Raw genomic sequence first — 13,792 nt, forward strand, 5'->3', positions numbered from 1 at the left:
CCTGCCGAGCGTGGCAGGCCCCGGCCGTGCGCACACGCCTCCAGACATTCCTAACATCCGCCGGCGCACACTGGCTGACGCGGGGCGCTGCGCCGCGGATAATGCGCGCGCCAGCCGCACGCCCGCCAGCCTGCCTCCCCGGACGTCCGACGACGTCGCCGATGGATTCCTTTCATGCAGATGCGGAGATTGCGCGATGAGTGACACATACAGGGTCGAACACGACAGCATGGGCGAACTGCAGGTGCCTGCGGACGCCTTGTGGGGTGCGCAGACCCAACGTGCGGTGCAGAACTTTCCGGTGTCCGGGCGACCGATGCCGCGCGGCTTCATCCGCGCGCTTGGCCTGATCAAGGCCGCCGCGGCCGGGGTCAACGCCGATCTGGAGCTGTTGCCCAAGGCCGTCGCCAAGGCGATCCAGGCCGCGGCGCTGGAGGTGGCCGACGGCCGCCACGACGCGCATTTCCCGATCGACATCTACCAGACCGGATCGGGCACCTCGTCGAACATGAACGCCAACGAGGTCATCGCTACGCTGGCCAACCGTCATGCCAAGGGCGCCGGCAAGCACGGCGGCAAGGCGCTGCCGGCGGTGCATCCCAACGATCACGTCAACCTCGGCCAGAGTTCCAACGACGTGGTGCCGACCGCGATCCGCGTCGCCGCGCTGCTGGCGGCGCGCGAGCAGCTGTCGCCGGCGCTCAAGCATCTGCGCAAGGTGATCGACAAGCGCGCCAAGCAACTGCAGGGCGTGGTCAAGACAGGGCGCACCCATCTGATGGACGCAATGCCGCTGACCTTCGGCCAGGAGTTCGGCGCCTGGTCGGCGCAACTGCTGTCGGCGCAGGCGCGCATCGACGACAGCCTCAAGCGCCTGCGCCGGCTGCCGCTCGGTGGTACCGCCATCGGCACCGGCATCAATGCCGATCCGCGCTTCGGCGGCAAGGTCGCCAAGGCGTTGTCGGCGCTGACCGACCACAGCTTCGAGAGCGCCGAGAACAAGTTCGAGGGCCTGGCCGCGCAGGACGACGCGGTGGAACTGTCCGGCCAGCTCAATGCGCTGGCGGTGGCGCTGATCAAGATCGCCAACGACCTGCGCTGGATGAACGCCGGGCCGCTGGCCGGCCTCGGCGAGATCGAACTGCCGGCGCTGCAGCCGGGCAGCTCGATCATGCCGGGCAAGGTCAACCCGGTGATTCCCGAGGCCACGGTGATGGCCTGCGCGCAGGTCATCGGCCACCACACCGCGATCACCGTGGCCGGGCAGACCGGCAACTTCCAGTTGAACGTGACCCTGCCGCTGATTGCGGCCAACCTGCTGGAGTCGATCCAGTTGCTGAGCAACGTGTCGCTGCTGCTGGCCGACTCGGCGATCGCCGGGCTCAAGGTGCGCGAGGAGCGGGTGCGCGAGGCGCTGGACCGCAATCCGATCCTGGTCACCGCGCTGAATCCGATCATCGGCTACGAAAAGGCCGCGGCGATCGCCAAGCGCGCCTACAAGGAGAACCGGCCGGTGCTGGAGGTGGCCAAGGAAGACAGCGGCCTCGGCGAGGACGAACTGCGCCGGCTGCTGGACCCCGCCGCGCTGACCGAAGGCGGCATCCACGCCGGCGCGGGCGGCGGCGGCTGAGTTTGGCCCGTGACCGCGCCGCCGCGCCCCGTCGCGGGCGCCGGCGCGGTGCGCGGGTGGGCGGTGCACCGCTTCAGGGAGTCTTATACCGATAACAGGCATGCGCGGAGCCGGTTCTTGCGCCCCTTTTGTCGGATCCGCCGCGACCAGGCCGGGCGCGGTTGTCGCGGCTGAAGCCGCTCCTGCCGGGCAGCGGATTGCGTGGCGAACGCAGCGTGTTGGAGGTCCCCTTCAGCCGCGCGTTGCCGCAGGCGGCGGTTTCGGCACGTCGTACACCGCCGCGCCTTCGCTCGACTCGGGGACACGCGCCACGATCCGGCCATCGGGCGCGACGATCGCGGTGCAGCCGTAACTCACATGTCCATTCGCCATGCCGGTCACGTCGGCCGAGGCGATCCAGCAATGGGTCTGCCGCGCGCGATCCACCAGGTTCTGCAGACTCCTCGCACGCCAGCGCGCGGCGGTCTGCGGCGGCAGCATGTTGTTGAGCGGGTACACGATCAGGGCGGCGCCCTGCGCGGCGATCCGCGCAGCGGCGTCGGCATGGTTGGCGTCGTTGCAGACATTGATGCCATAGCGCAGGCCCGACCTGAGAAAGGTGGGGAAGTCGCGACCCGCGCTCACCACCGGTTCGTTGGGATGGGCCTTGGCGTAGCGTCCGGTGATCCGGCCGTGCTCGACCACCAGCGCGCTATTGAAGACGTGCGGAGGCCGCAGTTCGAAGGCGCCGATGACAAGGGTCGTCTCGAAGCCCGCCACGTGTCGGCATAGCACGTCCAGCGCCGCCTCCGATGCCTGGCGGGCGCGGCGGCGGATCGTCTGCGCATCGTAGGAATGCCCGAGCAGGAACGCTTCGGGGAATACCAATAGGTCGATCGCCTGCGCGGCGGCCCAGTGCAGGCGCTGTACGATGACCTGGCAGGCGCCGTCCAGGTCGTCGTCGATGGCCGCGCATTGGATGGCCGCGATCCGCATCCGGGTCTTCCTGGAACGTGTCGTTACATCGGGAGGGGAGGGCGGTTTGCCCTGCCGTGAGACGGCCGACCACGCCGATGTCGGGTCGGATCGCTCGCGCGGTCAGCGCGACGGTCATCGGCCGATCGACGGAGGACGGAGGGCGGAGACGCGCGAGCGCAGCGCGGTCGCCGCTTCAGCGGCGCTCGGCCTGCAGGTTGCCGAAGCTGTCGCGGTACGGCTGCAGCGAGGGAATGTCGCGCAATACCGCCGCCTGCGCTGCGGTGATTTCCGGAGTCGGCGCGAAGCCGACCGAGCGCATGTTCGGGTCCGGCGGCGCGGTCTCCAGGGTTTGCTGGCGCTGCATCTGCAGGTGCATGAACAACTGCTGCAGCTCGCTGCGCTGGGCGGCGGGCAACGGCAGTTCGATGTCGTCGATGCGCAGGCTGCCGTCCGGTCCGATGGTGGCGTTGGCGGCCGGCGCACGCCGCAGCATCACGGTCATGCTGTCCACCGCCACCCGCGGCTTGCTGCGCTCGGCGCGCGAGGAGGCGGTCTCGCCGCCGCGTCCGCCGCAGGCGGCGAGCAGCAGGCATAGCGACAGCAGCGAGAACCAGGCGAACAGCGTCTTCTTCATGGGGGCGGTGAAGTAGGGGAGTGACGGCATTCTAGAACGTGCGGCGGCCCCGGTCGCGGCGGCATGCGCCTGCCGCGCGCTAGCGGCGCTGCCGCGGCACGGACTGCATGGCGCGCGCGAGCACCGTGAATATCCGCTCGTCGGTGGATTGCGCGACGTTGAAGCGCAGGAAATCGCCGGCGCTCAGCGACTGGCTGAAGGCATTGCCGGGCGCAAGGACGACGCCCTCCTGCAGGCAGGCGCGCGCGATCGCCGCGGCCTCCATGCCCTCGGGCAGCCGGCACCAGAGGAACAGGCCGGCCTGGGGCAGCAGCCAGGGCCGGATGCCCAGGCCCTGGAGCCGCGCCACGGTCTTGGCCATCTGCTCCGCCAGCCGGCGCCGCAGGGTCTCCAGATGCCTGCGGTAGCCGCTGTCGGTGAGCGCGATCAGCACGGCTTCGGCCGCCAGCCGGCCGCTGCCGAAGCTCGTGGCGATCTTCAGGTCGGCGAGGCCGTCGATCCAGTCGCCCCGTGCCGCGATGTAGCCGCACCGCAGTGACGCCGAGACCGTCTTGGAAAAGCTGCCGAGCTGGATGACCCGCGCCAGGCCGTCGAAGGCCGCCAGCCTGGGCGCCGGGCTGATCTCGAAGTCGGCGAAGATGTCGTCCTCGACGATCACCAGGTCCGAGCCCTCGGCCGCCATCAGCAGCCGGTGCGCCGTCGCCGCCGACAGGGTCGCGCCGGTGGGGTTGTGGAGCCCGGAATTGGTGATGTACAGCCGCGGCGCGTGCGCCTGCAGGGCGGCCTCGAAGCGCGCCACGTCCGGTCCGTTCGGCGTATACGGCACGCCTACGACCTGCACGCGATGCGCCTTGAGCAAGGCGTGGAAATTGAAGTAGCACGGGTCGTCGACCAGGACGGTGTCGCCCGGCGAGAGCAGGAACCGGCAGATCAGGTCGATCGCATGCGTTCCCGATTCGGCGAGCAGGATCTGCTCCGGCGGCGCCTGTACGCCGTTGCCCGCCAGCCGTCGCGACAGGAACTGGCGCAGGCCCGGATGCCCCAGGGGCGTGGCGTACTCGGTCAGTTCCAGGGTGTCGGCGCGCGCCAGCGTGCGCAGCGCGCGGCGCATCCCCGCGGCGTACAGCCACGCCGGCGGCAGCCAGCCGCAGCCGGGCCTGAGCACGCGCGCATCCGCTTCCAGCGATTGCCGCGACACCCACAGCGGGTCGATCTGCCTGTCGAGCTTCGGGCCGAGGTGCGCCAGCGCCAGCGGCGCCACCGGCCCGGCCACGTAGAAGCCCGACCCCGGTCGCGCCACGATCGCGCCTTCGGCCACCAGCCGCTCGTAGGCCTCCACCACCGTCGACACCGACACGCGCAGCGCGCGCGCCTGCATGCGCACGGAGGGCAGGCGCGCGCCCGGCAGGCAGGTGCGGGCGGCGATCCGGGCGCGGATATCGGCCATCACCGCGTCGATGCGCGTGCCGTGGGATGCGGGTGTGTCCAACGTGGTCGGCTGTACTGGAGCGTGAGGCATAACAGTACAGCCAAATCGTAGTGGATCGTATCTGGCCGGATCCGCCTTCCGCGGCGTCTACTGGAACGGCGATGCAACAGGAGACGCGCATGCAAAAAACGACCGCCGGCTGGATCAACGGGTGTATCGCCGTGGCGATCTTTGCGGGTTCGTTGCCCGCGACCCGCGTCGCGGTCGCCGATTTTTCCCCCGTGTTCCTGACCTGTGCCCGCGCCAGTATCGCCGCCTTGCTCGGGCTGGCGCTGCTGCTGGCGTTCCGGCAGCCGCGGCCGCGCCGCATCGAGCTTCCCGCCCTGGCGGTGACCGCGCTGGGGGTCGTGGTCGGGTTTCCGCTGCTGACCGCCCTGGCGCTGCGGCATGTCACCTCGGCGCATTCCATCGTGTTCGTGGGCATGCTGCCGTTGTGCACGGCGGTCTTTGCCGTGGTGCGCGCCGGCGAACGCCCGCGTCCGCCGTTCTGGGGCTTCTCGTTGGCCGGCGCCTGCAGCGTCGTCGGCTATGCGGCGCTGGGCGGTCTCGATGCCTCGTTGCAGGGCGATCTGCTGATGCTGGCCGCGGTGGTGCTCTGCGGGCTGGGCTATGCGGAGGGCGCCCGGCTGTCGCGCACGCTGGGCGGATGGCAGGTCATCTGCTGGGCGCTGGTGCTGTCGCTACCAGTGATGCTATCGCTGGCCCTGCTGACGCGGCCGGCATCGTTCGGCGATGTGCGGATGCCGGCATGGCTCGGACTGGGCTATGTCTCGCTGTTCAGCATGTTGATCGGTTTCGTGTTCTGGTACCGCGGCCTGGCGCAGGGCGGCATCGCCGCGGTCGGGCAGTTGCAGTTGTTCCAGCCCTTCATCGGCCTGGGCCTGGCCGCGCTGCTGCTCCACGAAACGGTGAGCTGGACGATGCTGGCGGTGACCCTGGTGGCGGTGGTCTGCGTGGCCGGCGCGAAACAGTACGCCCGCTGAGACCGCAGCCCGACCGGCAGGCGTTTGCGCGGCTGCCGGGGGAATGCGGACACAGCGGGCATTGTGGGCGGTGATCCCGGCAGCGAGGCTGCCGCCGATCACGCGGCCGAGTGCCTGCAGTCGCTGACGTCGCTGTCGTCGAGGGTGGAGTAGGGGCGGAATGCCGGCACCTTCTGCATCAGCGCGTCCTGCGCGGCGCGCAGCGCGGCGACCTGGTCGCAGATCTTCAGCGCCGCCTGCTTGATCTTGTCGGCCTGCGCCTCGACCTGCTCGCCGATGTGCTCGGTGTCGCCGCTGAGCACGCCGCTGATCGCATCGCCGGCCGCCTTCACCCCCAGCGCCGCGCCGGCCTTGCCGACCTCCAGGCCCTGCTTGCCCACCGCGTCGATCTGGCTGCGGTAGGCCAGCAGCAGGCGCTGTTGCTCGGCGTCCAGCGCGACCGGCTTGCCGTCGATCAACAGCTTGCCGTCGCGGGTGATGGTGGCCGGCGGCTGGCCATCGGCCTTGAGGGTGAGGTCGCCGTTGAGGAAGGTCAGGTGTTGCGCGCCGCCGTGATCGACGACGACACGGTCGTTCGACGTCGCCGCGCGCTGGCAGGCGCCGAGGGAGAGCAGCGCGGCCAGGGCGACGCCGGCCAGGGGCAGGGAACGGTACTGCATGGGCGTGTCCTCGTGCGGAAGGGAAAGGCGCTGGGGAGGATCAGCGCGGCTTGGGCAGGTTGACGCTGCCGCGCACGCCGTGGTGGGTGACGTCGCCGCTGCCGACCTTCTGCACGCTCAGGTTGCCGCCGACGTTGCCCACGTCCAGGTCGCCGGAGCCGACGGTCTGCACCGCGACGCTGCCGCTGACGTCGCGCAGTTGCACGTCGCCGGAGCCGACGCTGTCGACCTGCACGCCGCCGCGCACGCCGTGCACGGTCAGGTCGCCGGAGCCGACCGTGCCGACCTTGACGTCGCCGCCGACCTGGTCGGCCTTGACGTCGCCCGAGCCCAGCGTCGGCAGGGCCACGCTGCCGACATTGCGCAGTTCGATGTCGCCGGAGCCGACCGTGGCGCTGACCGCGCCGCGGATGCCCTGCGCATGCAGGTCGCCGGAGCCGATCTTGGCGTCGAGCGATGCCACGCCGCTGATCTCGGCGTCGCCGGAACCCAGTTGCAGCTGCACCGGCAGGTTGGCCGGGATGCTGCCGGCCACGTTGAGGTAGGCGTAGCGATTGCCGACGCTGATGCCGTGGATCTTGCCCTCGTGCTTCAGCGTCACCACCAGGGTGTCGCCGTCGCGGCGCTGGCGCAGGGTCAGCTCCTTGAGCATGTCCGCGTCGGAGGCGCAGGCGCGGCCGCGCAGGGCGTAGTCGCCGCCGCTGGCGCCGCTGAGCTTGAGGTCGTTCTGCTGCACGTCCAGCAGCACCGACTTGACGCCGGCCAGGTCCAGCTTGAGTTCGCGCGGTTCGGAATACTTGCAGTCGTCGGCCATGGCGACGGCCGGCAGCGACAGCAGCGCACACAGGATGAGGGTCTTGCGCATCGGAACACTCCTTACGGAAAAGGGAAGGGAGACGGGTGTGCGATCAGGCTTCGTCGCGCCAGCGGCGCACGTAGATCGCGGCGACGATGAAGGCCACGCCGACGGCGGCGCCGATCCAGATGTCGGGGTCGCGGAACAGCACCCAGCTGTCGCCGAGATGGATCGCATTGACCAGGTCCTGCGGACCGCTGATGTGGGTCTCGGCCACCTGCTCGTTCAGCACCGGACCCCAGCTACCCGGCAGCACGCTGAGCAGGCCGCGGTAGACCACGGTGTACCAGATCAGCTTGTGGTTGACATTGAGCATCGGCAGGATGCCCATCATGCTGGCGGTCACGCAGCCCAGGATCGGGATCAGCACCGCCCACAGGAACGGCTTGCTGCGCGCCCAGGCCGAGCACAGCATCAGCCAGCCGATCGCCGGCAGCGACCACATCACCTGCACCGGCAGCGCGGCCAGGACCATGCCGATGATGCGCAGCGGATGCGATTCGGTGAAGACCGCGGTGCTCTGCGGGATGCCGTTGACCGACAGGGTCAGGGCGGTGACCACCCACAGCGCCAGGCCGATCAGCAGGCCGACGCCGATCGCCAGCAGCGGCGCCAGCAGCAGCGCCCAGGCGGCCTTGGACAGCACGGTGCCGGTGTCCGACAGCGGCAGCGACTTCCAGAACAGCACGCTGCGGTCGCGGCGGTCGTCGTACAGCGCGCCCAGCGCGTAGAAGAACACCACGAAGCCGACCACGATGCTGGCCAGCAGGACGCCGGCGAGCATGGTGCCGTCGCCGACCGCGCCGATGATCTGGTGGGCGTTCTGGGCGTGGCCGTCCCACTGCACGTCGTTCAGCCGCGAGCCGCCGCCGTTGTTGCGGCCGGCGATGCTGCCGATGATCGACAGCACCGTGTACAGCGTGGCGACGATGCCGCCGGTGATGACCGGCGCCCACAGGAAACCGCCGCGGTGTTCCCAGAACTCGCGCTTGAGCAGCCACGTGAAGGTGGACACGGGAGAGATCGATTTGGCGGGAGCGTTCATGCGTAGGTGCCCTTCATGATGGCGACGAACAGGTCGGCCAGGCCGGGGGTGCGGGTTTCGCCGAGCGCGGCCAGCTGCGCCTGCGGCACGCCGTCGTACAGGAACACCGACTTGCCGAACGGCAGGCCGCGTTCGTCGATCGGCTGCAGCGCGCGCGCCGCCTCGATGCGCTCGGCCGGCACCAGCAGTTCGGTGTAGCGGGTGGCCATGTGCTCCATGTCGGCGCTGAGCACGATGCGGCCGTCGCGGATGAACAGCACGTCGGTGAGGATGTGCTCGATCTCCTCCACCTGGTGGGTGGTGATGACGATGGTCTTCTGCTCGTCGAAGTAGTCTTCCAGCAGGCGCTGGTAGAACTCCTTGCGATACAGGATGTCCAGGCCCAGGGTCGGCTCGTCCAGCACCAGCAGGCGCGCGTCGATCGCCATCACCAGGGCCAGGTGCAGCTGCACGATCATGCCCTTGGACATCTCGCGCACCCGCAGCTTGGGCGAGAGCTTGGTGTTGGCCAGGAAGCGCTCGCACTTGGCGCGATCGAAGCGCGGATGCACGCCGGCGACGAAGTCGATCGCCTCGCGCACCCGCATCCAGCGCGGCAGCACCGCCACGTCGGCGATGAAGCACACCTCGTTCATCAGCGCGTCGCGCTGCTTGCGCGGGTCCATGCCCAGCACGCGCAGTTCGCCTTCCACCGCGGTCAGGCCCAGCACGGCCTTCAATGCGGTGGTCTTGCCGGCGCCGTTGGGGCCGATCAGGCCGACGATGCGGCCGGGCGCGATGGCGAAGGACGCGTCGGCCAGCGCCGGCTTGTGGTTGTAGGTCTTGCGCAACCCCTGCGCGTAGACGACGGATTCGGATGCGACAGCGGCAGTCATGGCGTTTTCCCCGGTGGCAACAAGTCTTGCAGTGTCAGGCCCAGGCGCTGGATGCGTTCCAGCACCAGAGGCCACTCTTCGTTGAGGAAGCGCTGGCGCTCGCTGCCGCGCAGCTTCTGCGCCGCTTCCTCGGTCATGAACATGCCCAGCCCGCGGCGCTTCTCGACCAGGGCCTCGTCGGCCAGTTCCTGGTAGGCGCGCGAGACGGTGATCGGATTGAGCTGGTATTCGGCGGCCACCTGGCGCACCGAGGGCAGGGCGTCGCCGGGCTTGAGGATGCCGTCGAGCATCATCGCGATGACGCGCTCCTTCAGCTGGCGGTAGATCGGAGCGCCGTCGCTCCATTGGATATCGCTCATGGTCAGCTCCGTGGGCGCAAGGTGCGCGCGAAGGAGAAATAAGGCACGGACAGCGAGGCCCGCAGGCGCCGCACCGTCGGGACGGTGGCGGGTGCGGCGCCGGTGGCGCTGTCGTCGTGCGGCGTGCTGGCGCCATAATCCAGCGACCGTCCCTGGTGGCGTTGAGTGCCGATCCAGCTCGCGCAGAGCAGGGTGCCGACGATGACCAGGGCCGGAAGACTGCGCTGGAGGCGTTTGCGATTCATCGTGGGACCTGCTCTGGGTGAGTGGTGTTGTATTTAACTATAACACCGTTACACGGCATGTCAACACGCGGGATCCCCAACTTCCGACCTGGTCGTGCGCGACTTCCCTTTCTCTCCGACGGTGCCCCATGAAAGTTTCCAAGCGTCTGTTTTTCCTCGCGATCCTGGCCGCTGCCGGCACCGTCGGCAGTGCCTGGGCGGGGTCCTTGCTGAACCAGGACTACCGGCCGCTGGCCGGCAAGGACAAGGTGAACCTGAACAAGACCTACGGCGGCAAGGTGCTGCTGGTGGTCAACACCGCCAGCAAATGCGGCTACACCCCGCAGTACGACGGCCTGGAGAAGCTGCAGCAGCAGTACGCGGCGCAGGGCTTCAGCGTGCTCGGCTTCCCGTCCAACGACTTCAAGGGCCAAGAGCCGGGCTCGGAGAAGCAGATCCAGGAGTTCTGCACGCTCACCTACGGGGTCAAGTTCCCGATGTTCGAGAAGGTGCATGTGATCGGCGACGACGCGACGCCGCTGTACAAGCAACTGACCCAGGCCACCGGCGTGGCGCCGGGCTGGAACTTCCACAAGTATCTGATCGCCCGCGACGGGCGCGTGGTCGCGCAATTTCCGAGCAAGGTCGCGCCCGACGATCCGGCCTTGCGCAGCGCCATCGAACGCGAACTGAAAGCGCAGCTGGCGTCGCACTGAAAGCGGGTCAACATCTCGGCCGCGCGTGCGACAATGCGGCCTCCGCGCCACCCCGGCGCATCCAGTACACAGTTCACTTCCAGGGAAAGTAGCGAATGAAGATGGGAATGCGCGGCGCCGTGGCGTCGCTGGTGGTGGGGATGGCGATGGTCGCCGGTCATGCGTCGGCGCAGGCGCCGGCGGCCGGCAGCACGGCGACGACGCTGAGCACGGAAAAGCAGAAGGTCAGCTACGCGATCGGCATGGATGTGGCGCGTTCGTTCGAGCCCATCGCCCAGGACATCGATGTGGACGCGCTGCAGCGCGCGATCGAGAACGCCTTCAAGCAGGGCAAGCCGCTGCTGTCCGACGAGCAGACCCAGGCCACCGACGCCGCGCTGCGCACGCAGCTGGCGGCGCGCAACGGCCAGCCGGTGCCGGGCATGGCGCCGGGCACGCAGCCGCCGCCGGTGTCCAAGGAGAACGTGGGCCTGATGCTGGGCGACCGTGCGGTCGGTCCGTCGCTGGCGCGGATCCAGAACGACATCGACCTGCCGACGCTGATGGGCGCGGTGCGCACCGTGTTCGCCAAGGGCCAGACCGCGATGACCCAGGAGCAGGCGATGGCCACGCTGCAGGCGTTCGGCGCCGCCAAGCAGGCCGCCGTGGCGAACGAGAACAAGCAGAAGGGCAACGCCTTCCTGGCGCAGAACAAGAACCAGAAGGGCGTGATCACCACGCCGTCCGGCCTGCAGTACATGGTGCTGCGCGAGGGCAGCGGCCAGCGGCCGACGCCCACCAGCAAGGTGCGGGTGAACTACGAAGGCAAGCTGCTCGACGGCACCGTCTTCGACAGCTCCTACAAGAACGGCCAGCCGGCCGAGTTCTCCCTGAATCAGGTCGTGCCGGGCTGGAGCGAAGGCGTGGCGCTGATGCCGGTGGGCTCCAAGTACCGTTTCTGGATTCCTTCCAACCTGGGCTACGGCCCGCAGGGCACGCCGGGCGGCCCGATCGGCCCGGATGCGATGTTGACCTTCGACGTGGAACTGTTGGGCATCCTTCAATAACCGAAAGGAGATTACATGCGCGTAGCGATATTCGGCACCGGCTATGTCGGGCTCGTCACCGGAACCTGTCTGGCCGAAGTCGGCCACCATGTGGTGTGCGTGGACATCGACCAAGCCAAAGTGGATGGGCTCAACAAGGGCGTGGTCCCGATTTACGAGCCTGGCCTCTCGCCGATGGTCAAGGCCAATCACGCCGCACGGAGGCTGTTCTTCACCACCGATGCGGCCAGCGCCATCGCGCATGGGGATATCGTGTTTATCGCCGTCGGCACGCCGCCGGACGAGGACGGTAGCGCAGATCTGCAGTACGTGCTGGCGGTGGCTCGCACCATCGGTCAGCACATCCAGGGGCCGACCGTCGTGGTCAACAAGTCCACGGTCCCGGTCGGCACCGCCGACAAGGTGCGCGCGGCGATCGCCGCCGAGCTGGAGGCGCGCGGCGAGGCGATCGAGTTCGACGTGGTCTCCAACCCGGAGTTCCTGAAGGAAGGCGACGCGGTCGCCGACTGCATGCGTCCGGACCGCATCGTCATCGGCAGCAGCAAGTCCGGCTCGGCCGCGCGCCTGCGCCGCCTGTACGCGCCGTTCAACCGCAACCACGACCGCATCGTGGAAATGGACGTGCGCTCGGCCGAACTGACCAAGTACGCGGCCAACGCGATGCTTGCGACCAAGATCAGTTTCATGAACGAGATCGCCAACATCGCCGAGCGGGTCGGCGCCGACGTGGAAAAGGTGCGCCAGGGCATCGGCTCGGATCCGCGCATCGGCTGGCACTTCATCTACCCGGGAGCCGGCTACGGCGGCTCGTGCTTCCCCAAGGACGTGCAGGCGCTGGCGCGTACCGCGCAGCAGTACGGCCATGCGCCCAGGCTGCTGGATGCGGTGGAAGCGGTCAACGAGGCGCAGAAGGGCCATCTGTACGAACTGATCCAGCGCCACTACGGTGCGGCGCAGTCGCTCAAGGGCAAGACCTTCGCGGTGTGGGGCCTGGCGTTCAAGCCCAACACCGACGACATGCGTGCCGCCTCCAGCCGCCGCCTGCTGGCGCAACTGTGGGAAGCGGGCGCGACGGTCCGCGCCTACGATCCGGAGGCGACCGACGAAGCCAAGCGCATCTTCGGCGAGCGCGCCGACCTGCACTTCTGCAGCGATGCCTTCGACGCGCTGGAAGGCGCCGACGCGCTGGCGGTGGTCACCGAATGGAAGCAGTTCCGCAGCCCGGACTTCACCCGCATGAAGGAACTGATCGGCGATGCGGTGGTGTTCGACGGCCGCAATCTCTACGATCCGCAGGAAATCGAGAGCTTCGGCCTGGCGTATTACGGCATCGGTCGCGGACGTTCGATCCATGCAGCATGATTTTTCCACCCAGGACCGGTTGCTGGAGAACCGCCTGATCGAGCTGGAAACGCGCCTCTCCTTCCAGGAGCAGGCGCTGGCGGAAATGAGCGATGCCCTGGCCGAGGCGCGTATCGAAAGCCAGCGCAACGCCGAACTGCTGCGCCACCTGCTCGAGGATCTGGGCAAGGTGCGCAGTACGCTCTACGCCGATCCGGCCGACGAACCGCCGCCGCCGCATTACTGATCCCCCGAACCGACCGATGCCGTCCCGATGAGCGATACCCTCCGCGAGCAGTTGCTGGGCCTGGGCTTCAAGCCTGCGCCGAAACCCGAACGCAAAGCCCCGCCTGCCGCGCCGCGGCCGCAGGGACGGCCGGGCCAGCGCCCGGCACCGGCCGGGGCGCGCGGCGAGCGCGCTCCCGCTGGCGCGCCCACGCCCGGCAAGCCGGGCGGCGGGCGTGGCCGCCCGCAGGGCAACGGCAAGCCGCACGGCAACGGCAAGCCGCAGGGCGCGGGTGGCCAGCCGGCGCGGCCGCCGCGCAGCCGCGAGGACATCGACCTGGCCAAGGCCTACGCGATCCGCGCCCAGCGCGAGAAGGACGAGCGCATCGAGGCGGAGCGGCAGAAGCAGGAAGAAGCGCGCCTGCGCCGCGAGGCGCGGGCCAAGCTCGACGAATTGCTCAAGGGCCAGGCGCTGAACCAGGCCGAGGCCGACATCGCCCGCCACTTCCCCTATGGCGGCAAGATCAAGCGCATCTACGTCACCGCCGACCAGCTCAAGGCGCTCAACGCCGGCGAACTGGGCGTGCTGCAGCAGAACGGCCGCTACCTGTTGGTGACCAAGGCGCTGCTGGACCAGGCCGAGGCGATCTTCCCGGCGGCGGTGGCGCTGCGGGTGGATCCGAACGCGCCGGCCGAGGAAGATCCCTACGCCGATCCCAAGTACCAGATCCCCGACGACCTGGTCTGGTAAGC

At 69.0% G+C, this 13,792-nt stretch carries 16 protein-coding genes; 7 read left to right on the forward strand and 9 right to left on the reverse strand.

Features of this window, described 5'->3' with window-relative positions:
• Positions 1-196: 196 nt before the first annotated feature.
• Entirely contained in the window at positions 197-1,630 is a 1,434-nt protein-coding gene (locus NKJ47_RS09805; RefSeq protein WP_254461256.1) for a class II fumarate hydratase, read from the forward strand.
• 231 nt (positions 1,631-1,861) lie between these two features.
• Here NKJ47_RS09805 and NKJ47_RS09810 read toward each other — a convergent pair whose 3' ends face one another.
• From NKJ47_RS09810 to NKJ47_RS09820, 3 genes are all read right to left on the reverse strand, one after another.
• A complete protein-coding gene (locus NKJ47_RS09810; protein WP_254461257.1) occupies positions 1,862-2,605 on the reverse strand; it encodes a carbon-nitrogen hydrolase family protein in 744 nt (247 codons plus the stop codon).
• A 175-nt stretch (positions 2,606-2,780) separates the two neighbouring features.
• On the reverse strand, positions 2,781-3,221 hold the full coding sequence (locus tag NKJ47_RS09815) for a hypothetical protein (protein ID WP_254461396.1): 441 nt from the start codon (positions 3,219-3,221) through the stop codon (positions 2,781-2,783).
• Between the two features lie 79 nt (positions 3,222-3,300).
• Entirely contained in the window at positions 3,301-4,668 is a 1,368-nt protein-coding gene (locus tag NKJ47_RS09820; protein WP_254461397.1) for a PLP-dependent aminotransferase family protein, read from the reverse strand.
• Positions 4,669-4,829: 161 nt separating this feature from the next.
• Between NKJ47_RS09820 and NKJ47_RS09825 the strand changes: the two genes are divergently transcribed.
• Positions 4,830-5,693, forward strand: coding sequence for a DMT family transporter (locus tag NKJ47_RS09825; RefSeq protein ID WP_254461258.1), 864 nt, complete (start codon positions 4,830-4,832; stop codon positions 5,691-5,693).
• A gap of 98 nt (positions 5,694-5,791) precedes the next feature.
• Here NKJ47_RS09825 and NKJ47_RS09830 read toward each other — a convergent pair whose 3' ends face one another.
• The 6 genes from NKJ47_RS09830 to NKJ47_RS09855 are packed head-to-tail and all read right to left on the reverse strand — an operon-like array spanning position 5,792 to position 9,732.
• Positions 5,792-6,352: a DUF2884 family protein gene (locus tag NKJ47_RS09830; protein ID WP_254461259.1), complete on the reverse strand. Its 561-nt coding sequence runs from the start codon at positions 6,350-6,352 to the stop codon at positions 5,792-5,794.
• 40 nt (positions 6,353-6,392) lie between these two features.
• On the reverse strand, positions 6,393-7,217 hold the full coding sequence (locus NKJ47_RS09835; RefSeq protein ID WP_254461260.1) for a DUF4097 family beta strand repeat-containing protein: 825 nt from the start codon (positions 7,215-7,217) through the stop codon (positions 6,393-6,395).
• A 43-nt stretch (positions 7,218-7,260) separates the two neighbouring features.
• Positions 7,261-8,253 (reverse strand): ABC transporter permease, encoded by a 993-nt coding sequence (locus tag NKJ47_RS09840; protein ID WP_254461261.1) that lies wholly within the window; start codon positions 8,251-8,253, stop codon positions 7,261-7,263.
• Positions 8,250-9,128: an ABC transporter ATP-binding protein gene (locus NKJ47_RS09845; protein WP_254461262.1), complete on the reverse strand. Its 879-nt coding sequence runs from the start codon at positions 9,126-9,128 to the stop codon at positions 8,250-8,252. The genes NKJ47_RS09840 and NKJ47_RS09845 overlap by 4 nt, the downstream gene beginning before the upstream one ends.
• Positions 9,125-9,487, reverse strand: a complete 363-nt coding sequence (locus NKJ47_RS09850; protein WP_254461263.1) for a GntR family transcriptional regulator — start codon at positions 9,485-9,487, stop codon at positions 9,125-9,127. The genes NKJ47_RS09845 and NKJ47_RS09850 overlap by 4 nt, the downstream gene beginning before the upstream one ends.
• Positions 9,488-9,489: 2 nt before the next feature.
• Positions 9,490-9,732 carry a hypothetical protein gene (locus NKJ47_RS09855; RefSeq protein ID WP_254461264.1) on the reverse strand — a complete coding sequence of 81 codons (243 nt, stop codon included), beginning with the start codon at positions 9,730-9,732 and terminating at the stop codon, positions 9,490-9,492.
• 128 nt (positions 9,733-9,860) lie between these two features.
• On the opposite strand from NKJ47_RS09855, the gene NKJ47_RS09860 reads away from it, so the two are divergent.
• The 5 genes from NKJ47_RS09860 to NKJ47_RS09880 all read left to right on the forward strand — a co-directional run bounded on the left by NKJ47_RS09860 (position 9,861) and on the right by NKJ47_RS09880 (position 13,790).
• Positions 9,861-10,427, forward strand: coding sequence for a glutathione peroxidase (locus tag NKJ47_RS09860; protein WP_254461265.1), 567 nt, complete (start codon positions 9,861-9,863; stop codon positions 10,425-10,427).
• A 95-nt stretch (positions 10,428-10,522) separates the two neighbouring features.
• Positions 10,523-11,473: an FKBP-type peptidyl-prolyl cis-trans isomerase N-terminal domain-containing protein gene (locus tag NKJ47_RS09865; protein WP_254461266.1), complete on the forward strand. Its 951-nt coding sequence runs from the start codon at positions 10,523-10,525 to the stop codon at positions 11,471-11,473.
• Positions 11,474-11,488: 15 nt separating this feature from the next.
• Complete coding sequence (locus NKJ47_RS09870) at positions 11,489-12,835, forward strand: UDP-glucose dehydrogenase family protein (protein ID WP_254461267.1); 1,347 nt, start codon at positions 11,489-11,491, stop codon at positions 12,833-12,835.
• Positions 12,825-13,061 carry a SlyX family protein gene (locus NKJ47_RS09875; RefSeq protein WP_010344225.1) on the forward strand — a complete coding sequence of 79 codons (237 nt, stop codon included), beginning with the start codon at positions 12,825-12,827 and terminating at the stop codon, positions 13,059-13,061. The genes NKJ47_RS09870 and NKJ47_RS09875 overlap by 11 nt, the downstream gene beginning before the upstream one ends.
• Before the next feature lie 27 nt (positions 13,062-13,088).
• Positions 13,089-13,790 carry a DUF2058 domain-containing protein gene (locus NKJ47_RS09880; RefSeq protein WP_254461268.1) on the forward strand — a complete coding sequence of 234 codons (702 nt, stop codon included), beginning with the start codon at positions 13,089-13,091 and terminating at the stop codon, positions 13,788-13,790.
• Positions 13,791-13,792: the final 2 nt, after the last annotated feature.

Origin of the sequence: Xanthomonas sacchari (assembly GCF_024266585.1) — a bacterium.
Lineage (GTDB): Bacteria > Pseudomonadota > Gammaproteobacteria > Xanthomonadales > Xanthomonadaceae > Xanthomonas_A > Xanthomonas_A sacchari_C.

Excerpts from the sequence above, each read along its gene's own strand:
- NKJ47_RS09840 (WP_254461261.1), bottom strand. The coding sequence starts at position 8,253 with ATGAACGCTCCCGCCAAATCGATCTCTCCCGTGTCCACCTTCACGTGG.
- NKJ47_RS09830 (WP_254461259.1), bottom strand. The coding sequence starts at position 6,352 with ATGCAGTACCGTTCCCTGCCCCTGGCCGGCGTCGCCCTGGCCGCGCTG.
- NKJ47_RS09860 (WP_254461265.1), top strand. The coding sequence starts at position 9,861 with ATGAAAGTTTCCAAGCGTCTGTTTTTCCTCGCGATCCTGGCCGCTGCC.
- NKJ47_RS09805 (WP_254461256.1), top strand. The coding sequence starts at position 197 with ATGAGTGACACATACAGGGTCGAACACGACAGCATGGGCGAACTGCAG.
- NKJ47_RS09815 (WP_254461396.1), bottom strand. The coding sequence starts at position 3,221 with ATGAAGAAGACGCTGTTCGCCTGGTTCTCGCTGCTGTCGCTATGCCTG.
- NKJ47_RS09855 (WP_254461264.1), bottom strand. The coding sequence starts at position 9,732 with ATGAATCGCAAACGCCTCCAGCGCAGTCTTCCGGCCCTGGTCATCGTC.
- NKJ47_RS09875 (WP_010344225.1), top strand. The coding sequence starts at position 12,825 with ATGCAGCATGATTTTTCCACCCAGGACCGGTTGCTGGAGAACCGCCTG.
- NKJ47_RS09820 (WP_254461397.1), bottom strand. The coding sequence starts at position 4,668 with ATGGCCGATATCCGCGCCCGGATCGCCGCCCGCACCTGCCTGCCGGGC.
- NKJ47_RS09810 (WP_254461257.1), bottom strand. The coding sequence starts at position 2,605 with ATGCGGATCGCGGCCATCCAATGCGCGGCCATCGACGACGACCTGGAC.
- NKJ47_RS09880 (WP_254461268.1), top strand. The coding sequence starts at position 13,089 with ATGAGCGATACCCTCCGCGAGCAGTTGCTGGGCCTGGGCTTCAAGCCT.
- NKJ47_RS09850 (WP_254461263.1), bottom strand. The coding sequence starts at position 9,487 with ATGAGCGATATCCAATGGAGCGACGGCGCTCCGATCTACCGCCAGCTG.
- NKJ47_RS09865 (WP_254461266.1), top strand. The coding sequence starts at position 10,523 with ATGAAGATGGGAATGCGCGGCGCCGTGGCGTCGCTGGTGGTGGGGATG.
- NKJ47_RS09835 (WP_254461260.1), bottom strand. The coding sequence starts at position 7,217 with ATGCGCAAGACCCTCATCCTGTGTGCGCTGCTGTCGCTGCCGGCCGTC.
- NKJ47_RS09825 (WP_254461258.1), top strand. The coding sequence starts at position 4,830 with ATGCAAAAAACGACCGCCGGCTGGATCAACGGGTGTATCGCCGTGGCG.
- NKJ47_RS09845 (WP_254461262.1), bottom strand. The coding sequence starts at position 9,128 with ATGACTGCCGCTGTCGCATCCGAATCCGTCGTCTACGCGCAGGGGTTG.
- NKJ47_RS09870 (WP_254461267.1), top strand. The coding sequence starts at position 11,489 with ATGCGCGTAGCGATATTCGGCACCGGCTATGTCGGGCTCGTCACCGGA.